Consider the following 13,588-nt stretch of genomic DNA (forward strand, 5'->3'; position numbering starts at 1 on the left):
GTTCCAAGTGAGCGGCCGTAGGCTGCACAGGCGTCTTCCACTGTTTGGCCGACGTCCGCCAGCACTGCGCCAAGTCTTGCGCTGGCTTCAAACAGCTTGGCGGTTTTGAATCGAATGACCTTCAGGTAGTCGTCGACCGCCAAATCGGGGTCGTGCATGTTCATCAGTTGCAGCACCTCACCTTCGGCGATCACGTTGGTGGCGTCAGCAAGCACGTCCAAGACTCGCATGCGATTGACGTACACCATCATCTGAAACGCGCGCGAGTAAAGAAAGTCACCGACGAGCACGCTCGCTGCATTGCCAAAAAGAGCGTTCGCTGTCTCTCGTCCGCGGCGCAGAGCCGATTCGTCAACGACGTCATCGTGCAGCAGCGTTGCCGTATGAATGAACTCGACGGTGGCCGCAAGTTCAAATCGCTCCTTGCCCTGAAACCCTAGCGCGTTCGCAAACAGCAACACTAGCATGGGGCGGATGCGCTTTCCGCCAGCGCTGATGATGTAGTGGGATATCTGATTGATCAGGGCTACATCGGAGGCCAAGCGATGCTGGATAACCGCATCGACTTCCCTCATTTCGGCTGCCATCAGCTGGATCGGGTCGGCGCTGCTGGTTGTGGGCACAGAGGGTGTCGGTTGCACGGGCGTTTCGGGTTGGTAGTCCAAATTATAGGAAGACCCTCGAGCGCTCTCTAACAAAGATGCCAGAGGGAAGCGATCGCTCGATGTGCCGAGATGAGTCGATTGTTTTGTTCGACGCCCGTGGTATACTAGAAGGCTCTGCGTTTTTCGCGGGGCTGCCAGGCCGATATCCTTGCCTGGCGGATTCATTGAAAGGGCTGATATGTACGCGGTCATAAAAACCGGCGGCAAGCAATACAAGGTTGCTGCGGGCGAAAAGATCAAAATAGAACAGATTGCTGCGGACGTTGGCCAAGAGATCACGATCGACCAGGTGTTGGCCATTGGTGCCGGCGCCGATCTGAAGGTCGGGACTCCCTTGGTATCCGGCGCGAGCGTTACCGCCACGGTTGTGGCACAAGGCAGGCATGACAAGGTGCGCATTTTCAAGATGCGCCGTCGCAAGCATTACCAAAAGCGGCAAGGTCATCGCCAAAACTTCACTGAGCTCGAAATTCGAGCAGTGAACGCCTGAAAGGAGTCAAACCATGGCACAGAAAAAAGGCGGCGGTTCCACACGGAATGGCCGCGACTCTCAACCCAAGATGCTCGGCGTGAAAGCGTTCGGCGGTCAACAGATCCCGGCCGGCTCGATCATCGTGCGCCAGCGTGGAACCAAGTTCCATGCCGGAACCAATGTCGGCATTGGCAAGGACCACACCTTGTTCGCGCTGGTCGATGGTGAAGTAAGTTTCGCTGTCAAAGGCCCGAAGAACCGCCAAACCGTCAGCGTAAAGGCGCAGGCTTAAGTCGTTTCGATTGATGCCTCGTTGCCCAAGCCCCGGCTCGCCGGGGCTTTCCTTTTTTTGCGTCCGGCGCGAGCCTGGGCTACCGTAGCGACCTGCGGCACAAAGTGAAGACATAGTCATGAAATTCGTTGACGAAGCCACCATCGACGTGGCGGCCGGAAATGGTGGCAACGGCTGCATGAGTTTTCGGCGCGAGAAGTTCATTCCCTTCGGTGGTCCGAATGGAGGCGACGGTGGCAAAGGCGGCAGTGTCTATGCCGTGGGCGATCGCAACTTGAACACGCTGATCGACTTCCGCTACGCCCGTCGGCACGAGGCACGCAACGGCGAAAACGGCCGTGGCTCCGATCAGTACGGTGCGGCTGCCGAAGACATCATCTTGCGCATGCCCATGGGCACGATCATCAAGGATGTTGAAACGGGCAACGTGATCGCCGAACTGCTGGTTCCCGACGAAAAGGTGCTGTTGGCCAAAGGCGGAGACGGCGGATTTGGCAACCTGCATTTCAAGACCAGTACCAATCGAGCGCCCCGGCAAAAGACCTCCGGGTGGCCGGGCGAGCAGCTCAAGCTCAAGCTCGAATTGCGCGTGTTAGCAGATGTGGGCCTGCTCGGAATGCCGAACGCCGGCAAGTCGACGCTGATCGCTGCGATCTCGAACGCGCGCCCGAAGATCGCCGATTACCCTTTCACTACCTTGCACCCGAATCTCGGCGTCGTGCGTGTTGCTGCTGAACAAAGCTTCGTCGTTGCTGACATCCCCGGCTTGATCGAAGGTGCGTCAGAAGGTGCTGGCTTGGGGCATCTCTTCTTGCGCCACTTGCAGCGCACACACCTCTTGCTGCACCTTGTCGACATGGCGCCGTTCGACGAAAGCGTCGACCCCGTGGCGCAGGCCAAAGCGATCGTCGGCGAACTTAAAAAGTACGACCAGGCGCTGCACGACAAGCCGCGTTGGCTGGTGTTGAACAAGCTCGACATGGTGCCGCTTGAAGAGCGCGAGAAGCGCGTCAAGGACTTCGTCAAGCGCTTCAAGTGGAAAGGGCCGGTGTTTCAGATTTCTGCCCTGACGCGTGAAGGTTGTGAGCACCTCGTTCATGCTATCTACAAGCATGTGTCCACGCTCAAGAACGTGATTCCTGACGATCCCGATCCGCGCTTCACCGACAGTCAGAACGACGCCATTTCTTCGACATGACAGACGCGCTGAAGAACGCCAAGCGGATTGTCGTCAAGGTCGGCTCAAGCCTCGTCACCGACGAAGGCCGTGGGCTGGATGCACAAGCCATCGGCACCTGGTGCCGTCAGATGGCAGCCTTGGCGGCGCAGGGGCGTGAGGTTGTGATGGTATCGAGTGGGGCGATTGCCGAAGGCATGAAGCGGCTCGGCTGGTCCGCTCGCCCCAAGGAAATTCACGAGCTCCAAGCAGCCGCTGCGGTAGGTCAGATGGGCTTGGCGCAGATGTACGAGACTCAACTGCGTAGCCACGGCATGGGCAGCGCTCAGGTCTTGCTGACGCACGCCGATCTGGCTGACCGTGAGCGCTATCTCAACGCCCGTTCGACCTTGCTCACCTTGCTCAGGTTGAAAGTAGTGCCGGTCATCAACGAAAACGACACCGTCGTCAATGACGAGATCAAGTTCGGCGACAACGACACGCTGGGCGCGCTGGTGGCCAACCTCATTGAGGCGGATGCCTTGGTGATCCTGACGGACCAGAAAGGTCTGTACTCGGCCGACCCCCGCAAGGACACCTCTGCGCGCTTTATCCACGAAGCTGAAGCCGGGACGCCTGAGCTGGAACGCATGGCCGGTGGTGCCGGCTCGAGCATCGGCCGGGGCGGCATGATCACGAAGGTGTTGGCCGCCAAGCGCGCTGCGAGCAGTGGCGCTTCGACAGTCATTGCCTGGGGACGCGAACCCGACGTGTTGATCCGTTTGGCTGCCGGCGAAGCGATCGGTACAGCGCTCACGGCGCCGACGCAGAAGCTCGCTGCGCGCAAGCAATGGATGGCCGACCATCTCCAGTTCCGCGGTGCCGTGGTGATCGATGACGGTGCGGTTGCCAAGGTGCGCGACGAAGGCAAGAGTCTGCTCCCGATCGGCGTGACCGCCGTGCAAGGTGAATTTGCGCGCGGCGACGTGATTGCCGTTCGCGATAAGGCCGGGACTGAGATTGCGCGCGGCCTGGCGAACTACGCGAGCTCCGAGGCGCGCCTCATCGCACGAAAGCCATCGAGCGAGTTCGAGCGCTTGCTCGGCTTCACCGGCGAACCCGAGATGATCCATCGCGACAACCTCGTGCTCGCCTGAGCAGAAGAGTTTCAGGCGGCAGGATCTTCAGATTCGCTTGCTGGGGCGTCGTTCAGCGGGGCAGAGTCGGTATCAGGCATGTCTTCACGGTGATGCGGTCGCATGCCGGAGCGCAAATAACGATTGTGGTGATTGTTCCGAGGCAGGAAGCGAGCCAATTCCGTCAGCGCCATTTGATAGACGTCGCGCTTGAATTCGATCACCAGATCGAGCGGGACCCAGTATTCATTCCATCGCCACGCATCGAACTCGGGGTGATCGGTCGCACGTAGGTTCATGTCAGTGTCGCGGCCGGTGAGTTGCAGCAGGAACCAGATCTGCTTTTGCCCACGATAGTGCCCACGAGCATCTCGGCGAATGAAATGGTCGGGGACCTCATAGCGCAACCAGTCTCGGGTGCGCGCGACGATGCGTACGTGGTCGGGCAACAACCCCACTTCTTCGTGGAGCTCGCGGAACATCGCCTGCTCAGGCGTTTCGCCGTATTTGATGCCCCCTTGCGGGAACTGCCAGGAGTGGGTGCGGATGCGTTTGCCCCAAAAAACCTGGTTCTTCGTATTGAGCAGGATGATGCCGACGTTGGGTCTGAACCCTTCGCGGTCGAGCATAATCAACCTCAAATTCTTTAGTTGAATTCATTATTGCACTGGCGTTGCGGGAATCAACCCCGCGGGTTTCCCCAGCCCTCGTCGTGCGTCTTCACTCCCTCCCGACCACCTGCGCATGAAAGCCTCAAAGTTTTTCATTTCCACGCTCAAGGAAGCACCCGCCGACGCCGAGGTGACAAGCCACAAGCTGATGATGCGTGCAGGGTTCATCAAACGAATCAGCGCCGGCATCTACAACTACATGCCTATGGGGCTGCGTGTCATACGCAAGGTCGAGGCCATCATCCGGGACGAGATGAATCGGGCTGGGGCCATCGAGCTCTTGATGCCGGTCGTGCAGCCGGCCGAGTTATGGCAGGAGACGGGCCGGTTCCAGAAGTACGGGGCCGAGTTGCTGCGTGTGAAAGACCGGCACGATCGCGACTTCGTGATCCAGCCGACCAGCGAAGAAGTCATGACCGACATCGCTCGCCAGGAACTGCGCAGTTATCGCGCGCTGCCGAAGAATTTCTATCACATCCAAACCAAGTTCCGCGACGAGCGGCGCCCCCGTTTTGGCGTGATGCGTGGACGCGAGTTCACGATGAAAGATGCGTATTCGTTCGATCGTGACGTCGAGGCGGCGAGCAAGAGCTACGACGTCATGTACGCGGCCTACACACGCATCTTCGAACGCATGCAGCTGAGCTTCCGTGCGGTCGCGGCCGACAACGGCTCGATCGGTGGCGTGCGCTCGCATGAATTCCAGGTGATTGCCGATACCGGGGAAGACGCGATCATCTATTGCCCGACCTCCGACTACGCGGCCAACATCGAGATGGCCGAAGCCGTGGCGCCAAGCGCCGCACGGGCTGCGGCATCCAAGGCGCTCACGAAAGCGCCTACGCCAGGCAAGAGCACCTGCGAAGACGTGGCTCAACTGTTAGGCGTGCCGCTGCAACACACCGTCAAGTCGCTGGTGCTCGCAACCGATGAACTGAACGCTGCAGGTGATGTTGCCAAGACCACTGTTTGGCTGTTGCTCGTGCGCGGCGATCATTCGCTCAACGAGATCAAGGCCGGCAAGTTACCTGGGCTCAAGACCGGTTTTCGCTTCGCTACTGCGGCCGAGATCGACGCGCATTTCGGCTGCAAGCCCGGCTACCTAGGCCCCATCGGATTAAAGCAGCCGGTCAAGGTCGTGGTTGACCGCACCGTGGCTTCGATGAGCGATTTCATCTGCGGCGCCAATGAGGTGGACTTCCACTACACGGGTGTGAACTGGGGGCGTGATGTGCCTGAGCCCGATCTGGTGGCTGATATCCGCAACGTCGTGGCTGGAGATCCTTCGCCTGATGGCAAGGGCGTGCTCGCCATCCAGCGCGGCATTGAGGTCGGGCATGTGTTCCTGCTGGGTAGCTACTACAGCCAGGCGATGAACGCGACCTACCTGGACGAGAACGGCAAGCCGCAATTGCTGCAGATGGGTTGCTATGGCATCGGCGTCACGCGCCTGCTGGGCGCAGCCATCGAGCAGAATCATGATGAGCGCGGCATCATTTGGCCGACCACCCTGGCACCGTTCGAAGTGGTGTTGTGCCCCATCGGATACGACCGCTCGACCGAGGTCAAGGCTGCTGCGGACCAATTGCACCAGGAGCTGTTGTCGCAGGGTGTCGACGTGTTGCTCGACGATCGTGGCGAGCGCCCGGGCGCCATGTTTGCCGATTGGGAGCTCATCGGCGTGCCGCATCGCGTGGTGTTGTCGGACCGTGGCCTCAAGGAGGGCAAGGTCGAGTACCAGGGGCGGCGAGAGGCCCAAGCCTCAGCCATTCCCGCTGCTGACGTCGCCGCCTTCGTGAAGGCCAAGCTCAGTTCATGAGCCCTGGCCCGGGATGTGTGCGGCGGCAGTTTCTGGCTGCTGCGGCGCTATCTCCGCTGCTGCTCAGATCAATGCCATCCTGGGCAGGTGCGCAGGTCGAAGAGCCTTTGGCCGATTCGGTCCGCTCGGCGCTGTCTGCGGCCATTGCCAACAGCGCACCACCCAAGCCGGTGTTCGGCGGCACCGAAGCCCGTCTGGGTTATTTGCAGTGGCTGGGCGAGATGAGTTCGCGTCTCCAGAAGCGCAAAGCCGAGCACGTCGCTCGCGTCGAGTTTCTGGAAACGCTCTGGTACGAAAGCGCGCGTGCGGGACTCGACCCGTCACTGGTGCTGGGTGTCGTGCAGGTGGAGAGCGGTTTTCGCAAGTACGCGATCAGCAGCGCGGGGGCGCGTGGCTACATGCAGGTGATGCCCTTCTGGGCGCGCTTGATCGGCGATGGCGACAGCGCGCGACTCTTTCACATGCAGACCAACCTGCGCTTCGGCTGCGTGATCCTGCGCCACTACCTCAACCTTGAGCGTGGCGATTTGTTCCTCACGCTGGGCCGCTACAACGGCAGCCGTGGACGGCCGGAGTATCCGAACCTTGTGTTCGGCGCTCGCAAGAGCTGGGTCTTTAAACCGGCTTGAGCTGCGTCACAGACCGTTCCACACCTGAGGCTGAGCCTCGGCTACGCCCAACAGCGTCAGCACCCGCTCTACGGTGTCGTTGATGAGTTCATCGATGGACGTGGGCCGGTGATAGAAAGCTGGCAAGGGCGGAAAGATGACGCCACCCATTTCGGTCACTGAGGTCATGTTGCGCAGGTGTGCCAGGTTGAACGGTGTCTCCCGCACCATCAGGACGAGCCTGCGGCGTTCCTTCAGCGCAACGTCTGCGGCGCGGCTGAGCAGGTTGTCCGACAGTCCATGAGCGATGGCGGCCAGCGTCTTCATCGAACACGGCGTGACCACCATCGCGTCGGTGGCGAACGAACCGCTGGCGATGGCCGCGCCCACATCCGCTGGGTTGTAGGCGGTGTGGGCCAGGGCTTCGAGCGCCTTACGATCGAGACCGAGCTCACGGTGTACGTTGAGCACACCCGCTGGGCTGGCGACCAAGTGCGTTTCGCGGCCGGCCGCCTTCAGGCGTTCCAGCAGACGCACGCCGTAGATGGCGCCTGTGGCTCCGGTGATGCCGACCACCACCCGTGCGGGTGCGGCGCTGGTCAAGATGTCAGGCCTGAACGCCCAGCACTTGCTGGAGTTCGCCTGCCTGGTACATCTCCATCATGATGTCGGAGCCGCCGACGAACTCGCCGTTCACGTAGAGCTGAGGAATGGTCGGCCAGTTGGCGTAGTCCTTGATGCCTTGGCGCACAGCCTCGTCTTCCAGTACGTTGAACGTTTTCAGGTCGCTCACGCCACAGGATTTGAGGATCTGCATCGCGCGGCCGGAGAAGCCGCACATCGGGAATTGCGCCGTGCCCTTCATGAAGAGCACCACACGGTTGTTTTTGACGAGATCGTCGATGCGTTGTTGAACGTCGCTCATGGTCGCGGGCCGCTCAGGGCGGCGTTAGGTCAATGGATAAGCGTGTTTATACGGCAAACCAGGCGCTCGCGACCAGCGCCTGGCATATGTCCCTGCGGCGCCTAGAACGCGTACGAGACACCCAGCTGCAACAGCGGGGCGAAGCGGAGTTCGCGCAGTGTCTCGTCCAGGCTCTGAGCGCCGTTGAACACCTTGCCCAAACGCACGCTCGAGCGCGGTGAAGCCATCAACCCGAGGTCGGCGGAGAGGCCCCAGCCGCCTTTGTCGGACAGACCGGTATAGCCTACACCCACGTAGGGGAGGGTGCTGCTTCCGTCGGTGTTGCCATCGGCCACTCGACGGTCTATCGCCGCGGGGCTGCTCCACAGCGAAGAGCGCGGGCCCAGCAATACCCCGCTGGTCGCGCGCAGACCGCCGGCCGTGCCTAACCAGGGTTTGCTGAGGTAGTAATCGCCCATCACGCTGAGGCTATTGATCTTTTGCGGATCGGGATCTGGGTTGCCGAACTCGTTGCGCAGCGGGGTCGTGGTGCCGAGAGACAGGCGGCCTTTCAGCCCACCCCATGCCTCGCCGTTGAGCTGTGATGGCAAGCCATCACCGGGGGCCGCATGCACGGCAGATGCCGCCAGAGCCAGGACGCCAACCCACAAACCGATGGTCTTGCGCATGGGAATCTCCCGGTGTTCGGTTCCTGAGCGTGAGCGCTCCGCCGAATTTGAAGGTCATGCTACGCCGCTTGGCGGCTGCCGGGTGGGGTGTTCCACCATTTGCAGGACGCTCGGCCCGGGGGTGTGCAGCAATGCCGCAACACCGTCCTTTTTCAGCCCCAGCGGCCGCCCGTGCACCGTGGAATCCCGGCCAAATCGTGACGCGTTGTGACAAAGCCGAAACCCTGTTGGGTCAGCATGCCTGCAACGGCCGAGGCTTGATCGTGCCCGTGCTCGAGAAGCAGCCAACCCCCGTCGTTCAGGTGCGCCGGCGCGCCGGAGACGATGTGGCGCAGCGCTCCCAAACCATCACCGCCGGGGGTCAGCGCCATCTGGGGTTCGTGTTGCAGTGCAATGAGATGCTCGTCGTCGCCCGCAACATAAGGCGGGTTGCTCACGATGAGGTTGAATCGCTGCCCAGTCACACGCTCCCACCAGTCGCTCGGCAGGAAGTGCACATCGAGTTGCAAGCGTGCTGCGTTGTCGATCGCTATCGACAAGGCGCCTGCGCTGACATCGAGCGCCGTGACATGGGCTGACGGCAAGTTGTGCTTCAACGCCAAGGCGATGGCGCCGCTGCCTGTGCCCATGTCCAACACGTTGGTCGGCGCAGGCAGGCTGCGCATCAACTCCAGAGCCCAATCCACCAAGGTTTCGGTGTCGGGACGGGGGATCAGCACGGCTGGTGAGACGCGCAGGGTGAGCCCGTAGAACTCCTTTTCGCCGACCAGATAGGCGAGGGGTTCGCCACCTGCTCGCCGATCGATGAAGGCGTGCATCAACTGCTCTTGCGTTTCATTGAGACGTGCATCGTCGTTCGCCAGCAGCCAGCTGCGCGATTGCGTCATCACGTGCGCCAATAGCAGGTGCGCATCGAGCCGATCTACCCCGCGAGCGCGGGCTGCGGCGAGCGCGTCGGCGACCGTCTTCACGCGCCGCGGCCTTCCAGTTCGGCCAGCTGCTCTGCTGCCCGCGCGGCTTGCAAGGCGGCCAGCACGTCGTCGAGGTCGCCTTCCATGATGGCCGCGAGCTTGTAGAGCGTGAGGTTGATGCGGTGATCCGTCAGCCGCCCCTGCGGAAAGTTGTAGGTGCGGATGCGGTCGCTGCGATCGCCGCTGCCGATCAGTCCCTTGCGGGTGGCAGCCTCCTTGGCGGCTCGCTCGCTGCGGTCCTTCTCTCGCAACCTGGCGGCGAGCACGGCCAATGCCTTGGCCTTGTTGCGGTGCTGCGATCGGTCATCCTGGCATTCGGCGACGATCCCAGTGGGCAGGTGCGTCACGCGGATGGCACTGTCGGTCTTGTTCACGTGTTGGCCGCCGGCGCCACTGGCGCGGAAGGTGTCGATGCGCAGCTCGGCTGGGTTGAGCTGGATCTCCTCGGCTTCATCGGGCTCGGGCATCACGGCCACCGTGCAGGCGCTGGTATGGATGCGGCCTTGTGTCTCCGTGGTGGGCACGCGCTGCACGCGGTGGCCGCCCGATTCGAACTTGAGCCGCGCGTACGCGTCGTCGCCGGCAATGCGCAACACGACTTCCTTGTAGCCGCCCAGGTCAGACATGCTTTCCGACATCACCTCGGTGCGCCAACTCTGGCGCTCGGCATAACGCAGGTACATGCGCAACAAGTCGGCAGCGAACAAGGCCGATTCGTCGCCGCCGGTCCCGGCGCGGATTTCGAGAAAAGCGTTGCGATCGTCGTCGGGGTCGCGTGGCAGCAAGGCAGTTTGCAGCTCGGCGTGAAGGCGGATGATGTCTGCCTCGGCGCTCGCAATCTCTTCCTGCGCCATCTCCGCCATGTCGGGCTCCTCGAGCATCTCGCGGGCGGCTCCAAGGTCGCGTTCGCGTTGCTCGTACTGGCGAAAGCGCTGCACCAGCGAATCGACCTCGGCGTGCTCGCGGGTGAGGCTGCGAAAGCGGTTCATGTCGCTGGCGACGCCTGGGTCGGCCAGGGTCGCATCGAGTTCGGCCAGCCGCATGGCGAGGCGTTCGAACTGTTGGCGAAGGGATTCTTTCATGCGGGCTCCGAGAAGAAGGGGCGGAGCCAGGTTCGCAATCTGCAGTGAGAGCACCCGAACGCTCCGCCAGATGCGGCGGGCGCAGCGTCGCTAGTATTTGTTGCCGGGCTTGTCGTCGGCCGGTTCGCGCGAGCTGCCGCGCAGGAAGATCCGCGACACGGTCTGCACCAGTTGCGCACGGGTTTCGCCATCGGCAGCATGCAGCTCAGCCAAGGTGCCATGCAGCATCTTTTGCGTGAGGCCGCGCGACAGCGCTTCCAACACCGCCTCGACGTCTTCACCCTTGGCGAGCAGCTTGCGGGCGCGGGTGATCTCCACCGCGCGCCAATCGTCAACCTGGGCATTCAGCGCCTGGATCAAGGGCACCGAGCCGCGCTGGCCTAGCCAGTGCACGAAGCTCTGCACACCACTTTCAATGATGGCTTCGGCTTGCTGCACGGCGGCCTGGCGTTTTTCGCCCGCGCTCTGTACCAACGCGGAGAGATCGTCGACGGTGTAGAGATAGACGTCCGACAGGCGGGCAACTTCAGGCTCGACATCACGCGGCACGGCCAGATCGACCATAAACATCGGGCGGTGCTTGCGAGCTTTCAATGCGCGCTCGACCGCGCCGAGGCCGATGATCGGGACCGAGCTGGCGGTGCATGAGATCACTGCGTCGAACTCACCCAGCCGCGCTGGGAGATCCGACAGGCGCATTGCCTCGGCGCCGAATCGGCTCGCAAGCTTCTCGCCGCGCTCCAGAGTACGGTTGGCCACGGCCATTGCACGCGGCTGACGTGCGGCAAAGTGCGTGGCGACGAGTTCGATCATCTCGCCAGCGCCGACGAACAGCACCTTGGTGTCGTGCAGGTCTTCGAACAGCTGCGACGCCAGGCGCACGGCAGCGGCGGCCATGCTGATGGAATGGGAGCCGATCTCGGTGGACGTGCGTACGTCCTTTGCCACCGAGAACGAGCGCTGGAACATCTGGTGCAGCGTGGTACCCAGCGTGCCGGCAGTGCTCGCTTCGCGGACGGCCTGTTTCATCTGGCCAAGAATCTGCGGCTCGCCCAACACCATGGAGTCGAGCCCGCTGGCGACGCGGAAGGCGTGCCGTGCCGCGGCGCCGTCTTCGAGCACATAGGCGTGGTGCATCAGCTGCTGCCTGTCCACGCCGCCGCGGCTGGCCAGCCAATCGACGGCGGGCATGACCATGCCGGGCTCGGCCGCGCAATACAGCTCAGTGCGGTTGCAGGTGGACAGCAGCGCAGCCTCTGGCTCACCGGTACGGCGGTTCACGCGGCTGCGAAACTCCTGCAAGGTGGGGCCGAGTTGCTCCAGGGTGAACGCAAACCGGCCCCGCAAATCCAGCGGTGCCGTGGTGTGGTTCAGCCCGAGGGCGAAGACGCTCATTCTCGGATTATAAAATTTCGCATCGTTCCAGGGGCAGCCGCCCGTCGGAACCCCCTAGGAGCGTGACGCAATGGGCGTGTTGGATGGACTGTGGCATCTGTTGAACTTTTTCGCGCCGGCCGTGGGGGTGGGTGTGATGGCCGCCTGGCTGGCCAAGCTGCTGTGGTGGCGTGAATTGAAAAGCGTGTCGCCTTGGCTCATGGCTCTCTGGGCGGTGGCTGCTTCGTCGCTTGCGCTGGTCGCCGGACTGCTGTGGACGGGTCATGACGGCAAGATGGCCACCTACGGCGCCATGGTCGTGGCGTGCGCGTTGGCGCTGTGGTGGGCTGGCTGGGGAAGGCGCCGCGGCTAGACGTGGTCAGGCGAGTGCGGGGCTGTCGCTGGTCACCACCTCGGCCCGCAATGAGTGCGGATAGGCCTCGGTGATGTGCACGTCGATCATCTGGCCAATTAGGCGCTGAGGACCTTTGAAGTTGACGATGCGGTTGCACTCCGTGCGGCCCATCAATTCGCTGACATCCTTGCGTGCATTGCCCTCGACCAGGATCTTCTGCACCGTGCCGACGCGCGACTGCCCGATGAGACGTTGGTTGGCTTCGATCGCCGCCTGCAGCTGCTGCAGCCGGGCGAGCTTGCGCTCTTGCGGGGTGTCGTCGTGCAGCGCTGCAGCAGGCGTGCCGGGGCGCGGGCTGAAGACAAAGCTGAAGCTGCTGTCGAAACCGATATCGTCGATCAGCTTCATCATCTTGCTGAAGTCGTCTTCGGTTTCACCCGGAAAGCCGACGATGAAGTCGCTCGACAGGCTGAGGTTCGGCCGCACCGCGCGCAGCTTGCGCACCGTGCTCTTGTATTCCATCGCTGTGTAGCCGCGTTTCATCGCCATCAGGATGCGGTCGCTGCCGTGCTGCACCGGCAGGTGAAGGTGATTCACCAACTGCGGCACGCGGGCATAAACGTCGATCAGCCGCTGAGTGAACTCGTTCGGGTGGCTCGTGGTGTAGCGGATGCGTTCGACGCCCGGAATCTCGGCGACGTATTCGATCAGCAATGCGAAGTCGGCGATGTCGGGGGTGTCGCCCATCGCGCCGCGGTAAGCGTTGACGTTCTGCCCCAGCAGGGTCACTTCCTTCACACCTTGTTCGGCCAAGCCAGCGACTTCCGCCAGCACGTCGTCGAACGGGCGCGAGACTTCCTCGCCGCGGGTGTACGGCACGACGCAGTAGCTGCAGTACTTGGAGCAACCTTCCATGATGGAGACGAAGGCCGTCGCACCTTCGACCCGTGCCGGTGGCAGGTGATCGAACTTCTCGATCTCCGGAAAGCTGATGTCCACCTGCGGGCGGCGTTCGTGTTTGCGCTGGGCCAGCATTTGCGGCAGTCGGTGCAGGGTCTGCGGACCGAACACCACGTCGACGTAAGGCGCCCGTTCGATGATGGCCGCGCCTTCCTGGCTCGCGACGCAGCCGCCCACGCCGATCAGCACGCCCTTGGCTTTCAAGTGCTTCACGCGGCCGAGGTCGCTGAAGACTTTCTCTTGTGCCTTTTCGCGCACAGAGCAGGTGTTGAAGAGGATCAGGTCGGCTTGTTCGACGTCGGTGGTCGGCTCATAACCCTCGGCGGCGGCGAGCACGTCGGCCATCTTGTCCGAGTCGTACTCGTTCATCTGGCAGCCAAAGGTCTTGATGAAGACCTTCTTGGAGGTGGAGATCGGCATGGTGCAGGCCCCTT

At 62.2% G+C, this 13,588-nt stretch carries 16 protein-coding genes; 7 read left to right on the forward strand and 9 right to left on the reverse strand.

All coding sequences use genetic code 11. From position 1 onward, the window contains the following. Window positions 1-587, reverse strand: a 587-nt coding sequence (locus AC1DYS_RS16055; RefSeq protein WP_477901900.1) for a polyprenyl synthetase family protein, incomplete at its 3' end; no start/stop codon positions are given. A gap of 256 nt (window positions 588-843) precedes the next feature. Between AC1DYS_RS16055 and rplU the strand changes: the two genes are divergently transcribed. From rplU to proB, 4 genes are all read left to right on the forward strand, one after another. Further along, on the forward strand, window positions 844-1,155 hold the full coding sequence (gene rplU / locus AC1DYS_RS16060; RefSeq protein ID WP_047494682.1) for a 50S ribosomal protein L21: 312 nt from the start codon (window positions 844-846) through the stop codon (window positions 1,153-1,155). A gap of 13 nt (window positions 1,156-1,168) precedes the next feature. Further along, window positions 1,169-1,429, forward strand: a complete 261-nt coding sequence (gene rpmA / locus AC1DYS_RS16065; RefSeq protein WP_047493471.1) for a 50S ribosomal protein L27 — start codon at window positions 1,169-1,171, stop codon at window positions 1,427-1,429. A gap of 118 nt (window positions 1,430-1,547) precedes the next feature. Beyond that, window positions 1,548-2,627 carry an Obg family GTPase CgtA gene (gene cgtA / locus AC1DYS_RS16070; protein ID WP_477900861.1) on the forward strand — a complete coding sequence of 360 codons (1,080 nt, stop codon included), beginning with the start codon at window positions 1,548-1,550 and terminating at the stop codon, window positions 2,625-2,627. Further along, the gene (gene proB / locus AC1DYS_RS16075) at window positions 2,624-3,742 is read left to right on the forward strand and encodes a glutamate 5-kinase (protein WP_477900863.1); all 1,119 of its coding nucleotides are present in this window, start codon (window positions 2,624-2,626) and stop codon (window positions 3,740-3,742) included. The genes cgtA and proB overlap by 4 nt, the downstream gene beginning before the upstream one ends. Window positions 3,743-3,753: 11 nt before the next feature. On the opposite strand, the gene AC1DYS_RS16080 is transcribed toward proB, so the two are convergent. Next, on the reverse strand, window positions 3,754-4,350 hold the full coding sequence (locus AC1DYS_RS16080; protein WP_477900865.1) for an RNA pyrophosphohydrolase: 597 nt from the start codon (window positions 4,348-4,350) through the stop codon (window positions 3,754-3,756). A 115-nt stretch (window positions 4,351-4,465) separates the two neighbouring features. On the opposite strand from AC1DYS_RS16080, the gene AC1DYS_RS16085 reads away from it, so the two are divergent. Next, window positions 4,466-6,211: a proline--tRNA ligase gene (locus AC1DYS_RS16085; protein WP_477900867.1), complete on the forward strand. Its 1,746-nt coding sequence runs from the start codon at window positions 4,466-4,468 to the stop codon at window positions 6,209-6,211. Between the two features lie 71 nt (window positions 6,212-6,282). Continuing rightward, complete coding sequence (locus AC1DYS_RS16090; protein WP_477900869.1) at window positions 6,283-6,840, forward strand: lytic transglycosylase domain-containing protein; 558 nt, start codon at window positions 6,283-6,285, stop codon at window positions 6,838-6,840. A gap of 6 nt (window positions 6,841-6,846) precedes the next feature. Here AC1DYS_RS16090 and AC1DYS_RS16095 read toward each other — a convergent pair whose 3' ends face one another. The 6 genes from AC1DYS_RS16095 to hemA all read right to left on the reverse strand — a co-directional run bounded on the left by AC1DYS_RS16095 (window position 6,847) and on the right by hemA (window position 11,860). Then, on the reverse strand, window positions 6,847-7,422 hold the full coding sequence (locus AC1DYS_RS16095) for a UbiX family flavin prenyltransferase (RefSeq protein ID WP_477900871.1): 576 nt from the start codon (window positions 7,420-7,422) through the stop codon (window positions 6,847-6,849). Window positions 7,423-7,426: 4 nt separating this feature from the next. Continuing rightward, window positions 7,427-7,744, reverse strand: a complete 318-nt coding sequence (gene grxD / locus AC1DYS_RS16100) for a Grx4 family monothiol glutaredoxin (protein ID WP_477900873.1) — start codon at window positions 7,742-7,744, stop codon at window positions 7,427-7,429. Window positions 7,745-7,845: 101 nt separating this feature from the next. Next, a complete protein-coding gene (locus tag AC1DYS_RS16105) occupies window positions 7,846-8,412 on the reverse strand; it encodes a hypothetical protein (RefSeq protein WP_477900875.1) in 567 nt (188 codons plus the stop codon). 152 nt (window positions 8,413-8,564) lie between these two features. Next, window positions 8,565-9,383 carry a peptide chain release factor N(5)-glutamine methyltransferase gene (prmC, locus tag AC1DYS_RS16110; protein ID WP_477900877.1) on the reverse strand — a complete coding sequence of 273 codons (819 nt, stop codon included), beginning with the start codon at window positions 9,381-9,383 and terminating at the stop codon, window positions 8,565-8,567. Next, window positions 9,380-10,465, reverse strand: a complete 1,086-nt coding sequence (prfA, locus tag AC1DYS_RS16115) for a peptide chain release factor 1 (RefSeq protein ID WP_477900879.1) — start codon at window positions 10,463-10,465, stop codon at window positions 9,380-9,382. The genes prmC and prfA overlap by 4 nt, the downstream gene beginning before the upstream one ends. A 90-nt stretch (window positions 10,466-10,555) precedes the next feature. Beyond that, window positions 10,556-11,860 carry a glutamyl-tRNA reductase gene (gene hemA, locus AC1DYS_RS16120; protein ID WP_477900881.1) on the reverse strand — a complete coding sequence of 435 codons (1,305 nt, stop codon included), beginning with the start codon at window positions 11,858-11,860 and terminating at the stop codon, window positions 10,556-10,558. 70 nt (window positions 11,861-11,930) lie between these two features. Here hemA and AC1DYS_RS16125 point away from each other — a divergent pair, with 70 nt between their 5' ends. Continuing rightward, a complete protein-coding gene (locus tag AC1DYS_RS16125; protein WP_477900883.1) occupies window positions 11,931-12,212 on the forward strand; it encodes a hypothetical protein in 282 nt (93 codons plus the stop codon). Window positions 12,213-12,218: 6 nt separating this feature from the next. Here the strand turns inward: AC1DYS_RS16125 and miaB are convergent, their stop codons facing one another. Next, window positions 12,219-13,574 (reverse strand): tRNA (N6-isopentenyl adenosine(37)-C2)-methylthiotransferase MiaB, encoded by a 1,356-nt coding sequence (miaB, locus tag AC1DYS_RS16130; protein ID WP_477900885.1) that lies wholly within the window; start codon window positions 13,572-13,574, stop codon window positions 12,219-12,221. Between the last annotated feature and the right edge of the window lie 14 nt (window positions 13,575-13,588).

This window comes from Rhizobacter sp. P2_G4 (assembly GCF_056403575.1).

Coding starts and splice junctions, on each gene's coding strand:
- hemA (WP_477900881.1), bottom strand. CDS start 11,860: ATGAGCGTCTTCGCCCTCGGGCTGAACCACACCACGGCACCGCTGGAT.
- AC1DYS_RS16090 (WP_477900869.1), top strand. CDS start 6,283: ATGCCATCCTGGGCAGGTGCGCAGGTCGAAGAGCCTTTGGCCGATTCG.
- miaB (WP_477900885.1), bottom strand. CDS start 13,574: ATGCCGATCTCCACCTCCAAGAAGGTCTTCATCAAGACCTTTGGCTGC.
- prfA (WP_477900879.1), bottom strand. CDS start 10,465: ATGAAAGAATCCCTTCGCCAACAGTTCGAACGCCTCGCCATGCGGCTG.
- AC1DYS_RS16085 (WP_477900867.1), top strand. CDS start 4,466: ATGAAAGCCTCAAAGTTTTTCATTTCCACGCTCAAGGAAGCACCCGCC.
- AC1DYS_RS16080 (WP_477900865.1), bottom strand. CDS start 4,350: ATGCTCGACCGCGAAGGGTTCAGACCCAACGTCGGCATCATCCTGCTC.
- rplU (WP_047494682.1), top strand. CDS start 844: ATGTACGCGGTCATAAAAACCGGCGGCAAGCAATACAAGGTTGCTGCG.
- grxD (WP_477900873.1), bottom strand. CDS start 7,744: ATGAGCGACGTTCAACAACGCATCGACGATCTCGTCAAAAACAACCGT.
- cgtA (WP_477900861.1), top strand. CDS start 1,548: ATGAAATTCGTTGACGAAGCCACCATCGACGTGGCGGCCGGAAATGGT.
- proB (WP_477900863.1), top strand. CDS start 2,624: ATGACAGACGCGCTGAAGAACGCCAAGCGGATTGTCGTCAAGGTCGGC.
- rpmA (WP_047493471.1), top strand. CDS start 1,169: ATGGCACAGAAAAAAGGCGGCGGTTCCACACGGAATGGCCGCGACTCT.
- AC1DYS_RS16125 (WP_477900883.1), top strand. CDS start 11,931: ATGGGCGTGTTGGATGGACTGTGGCATCTGTTGAACTTTTTCGCGCCG.
- AC1DYS_RS16105 (WP_477900875.1), bottom strand. CDS start 8,412: ATGCGCAAGACCATCGGTTTGTGGGTTGGCGTCCTGGCTCTGGCGGCA.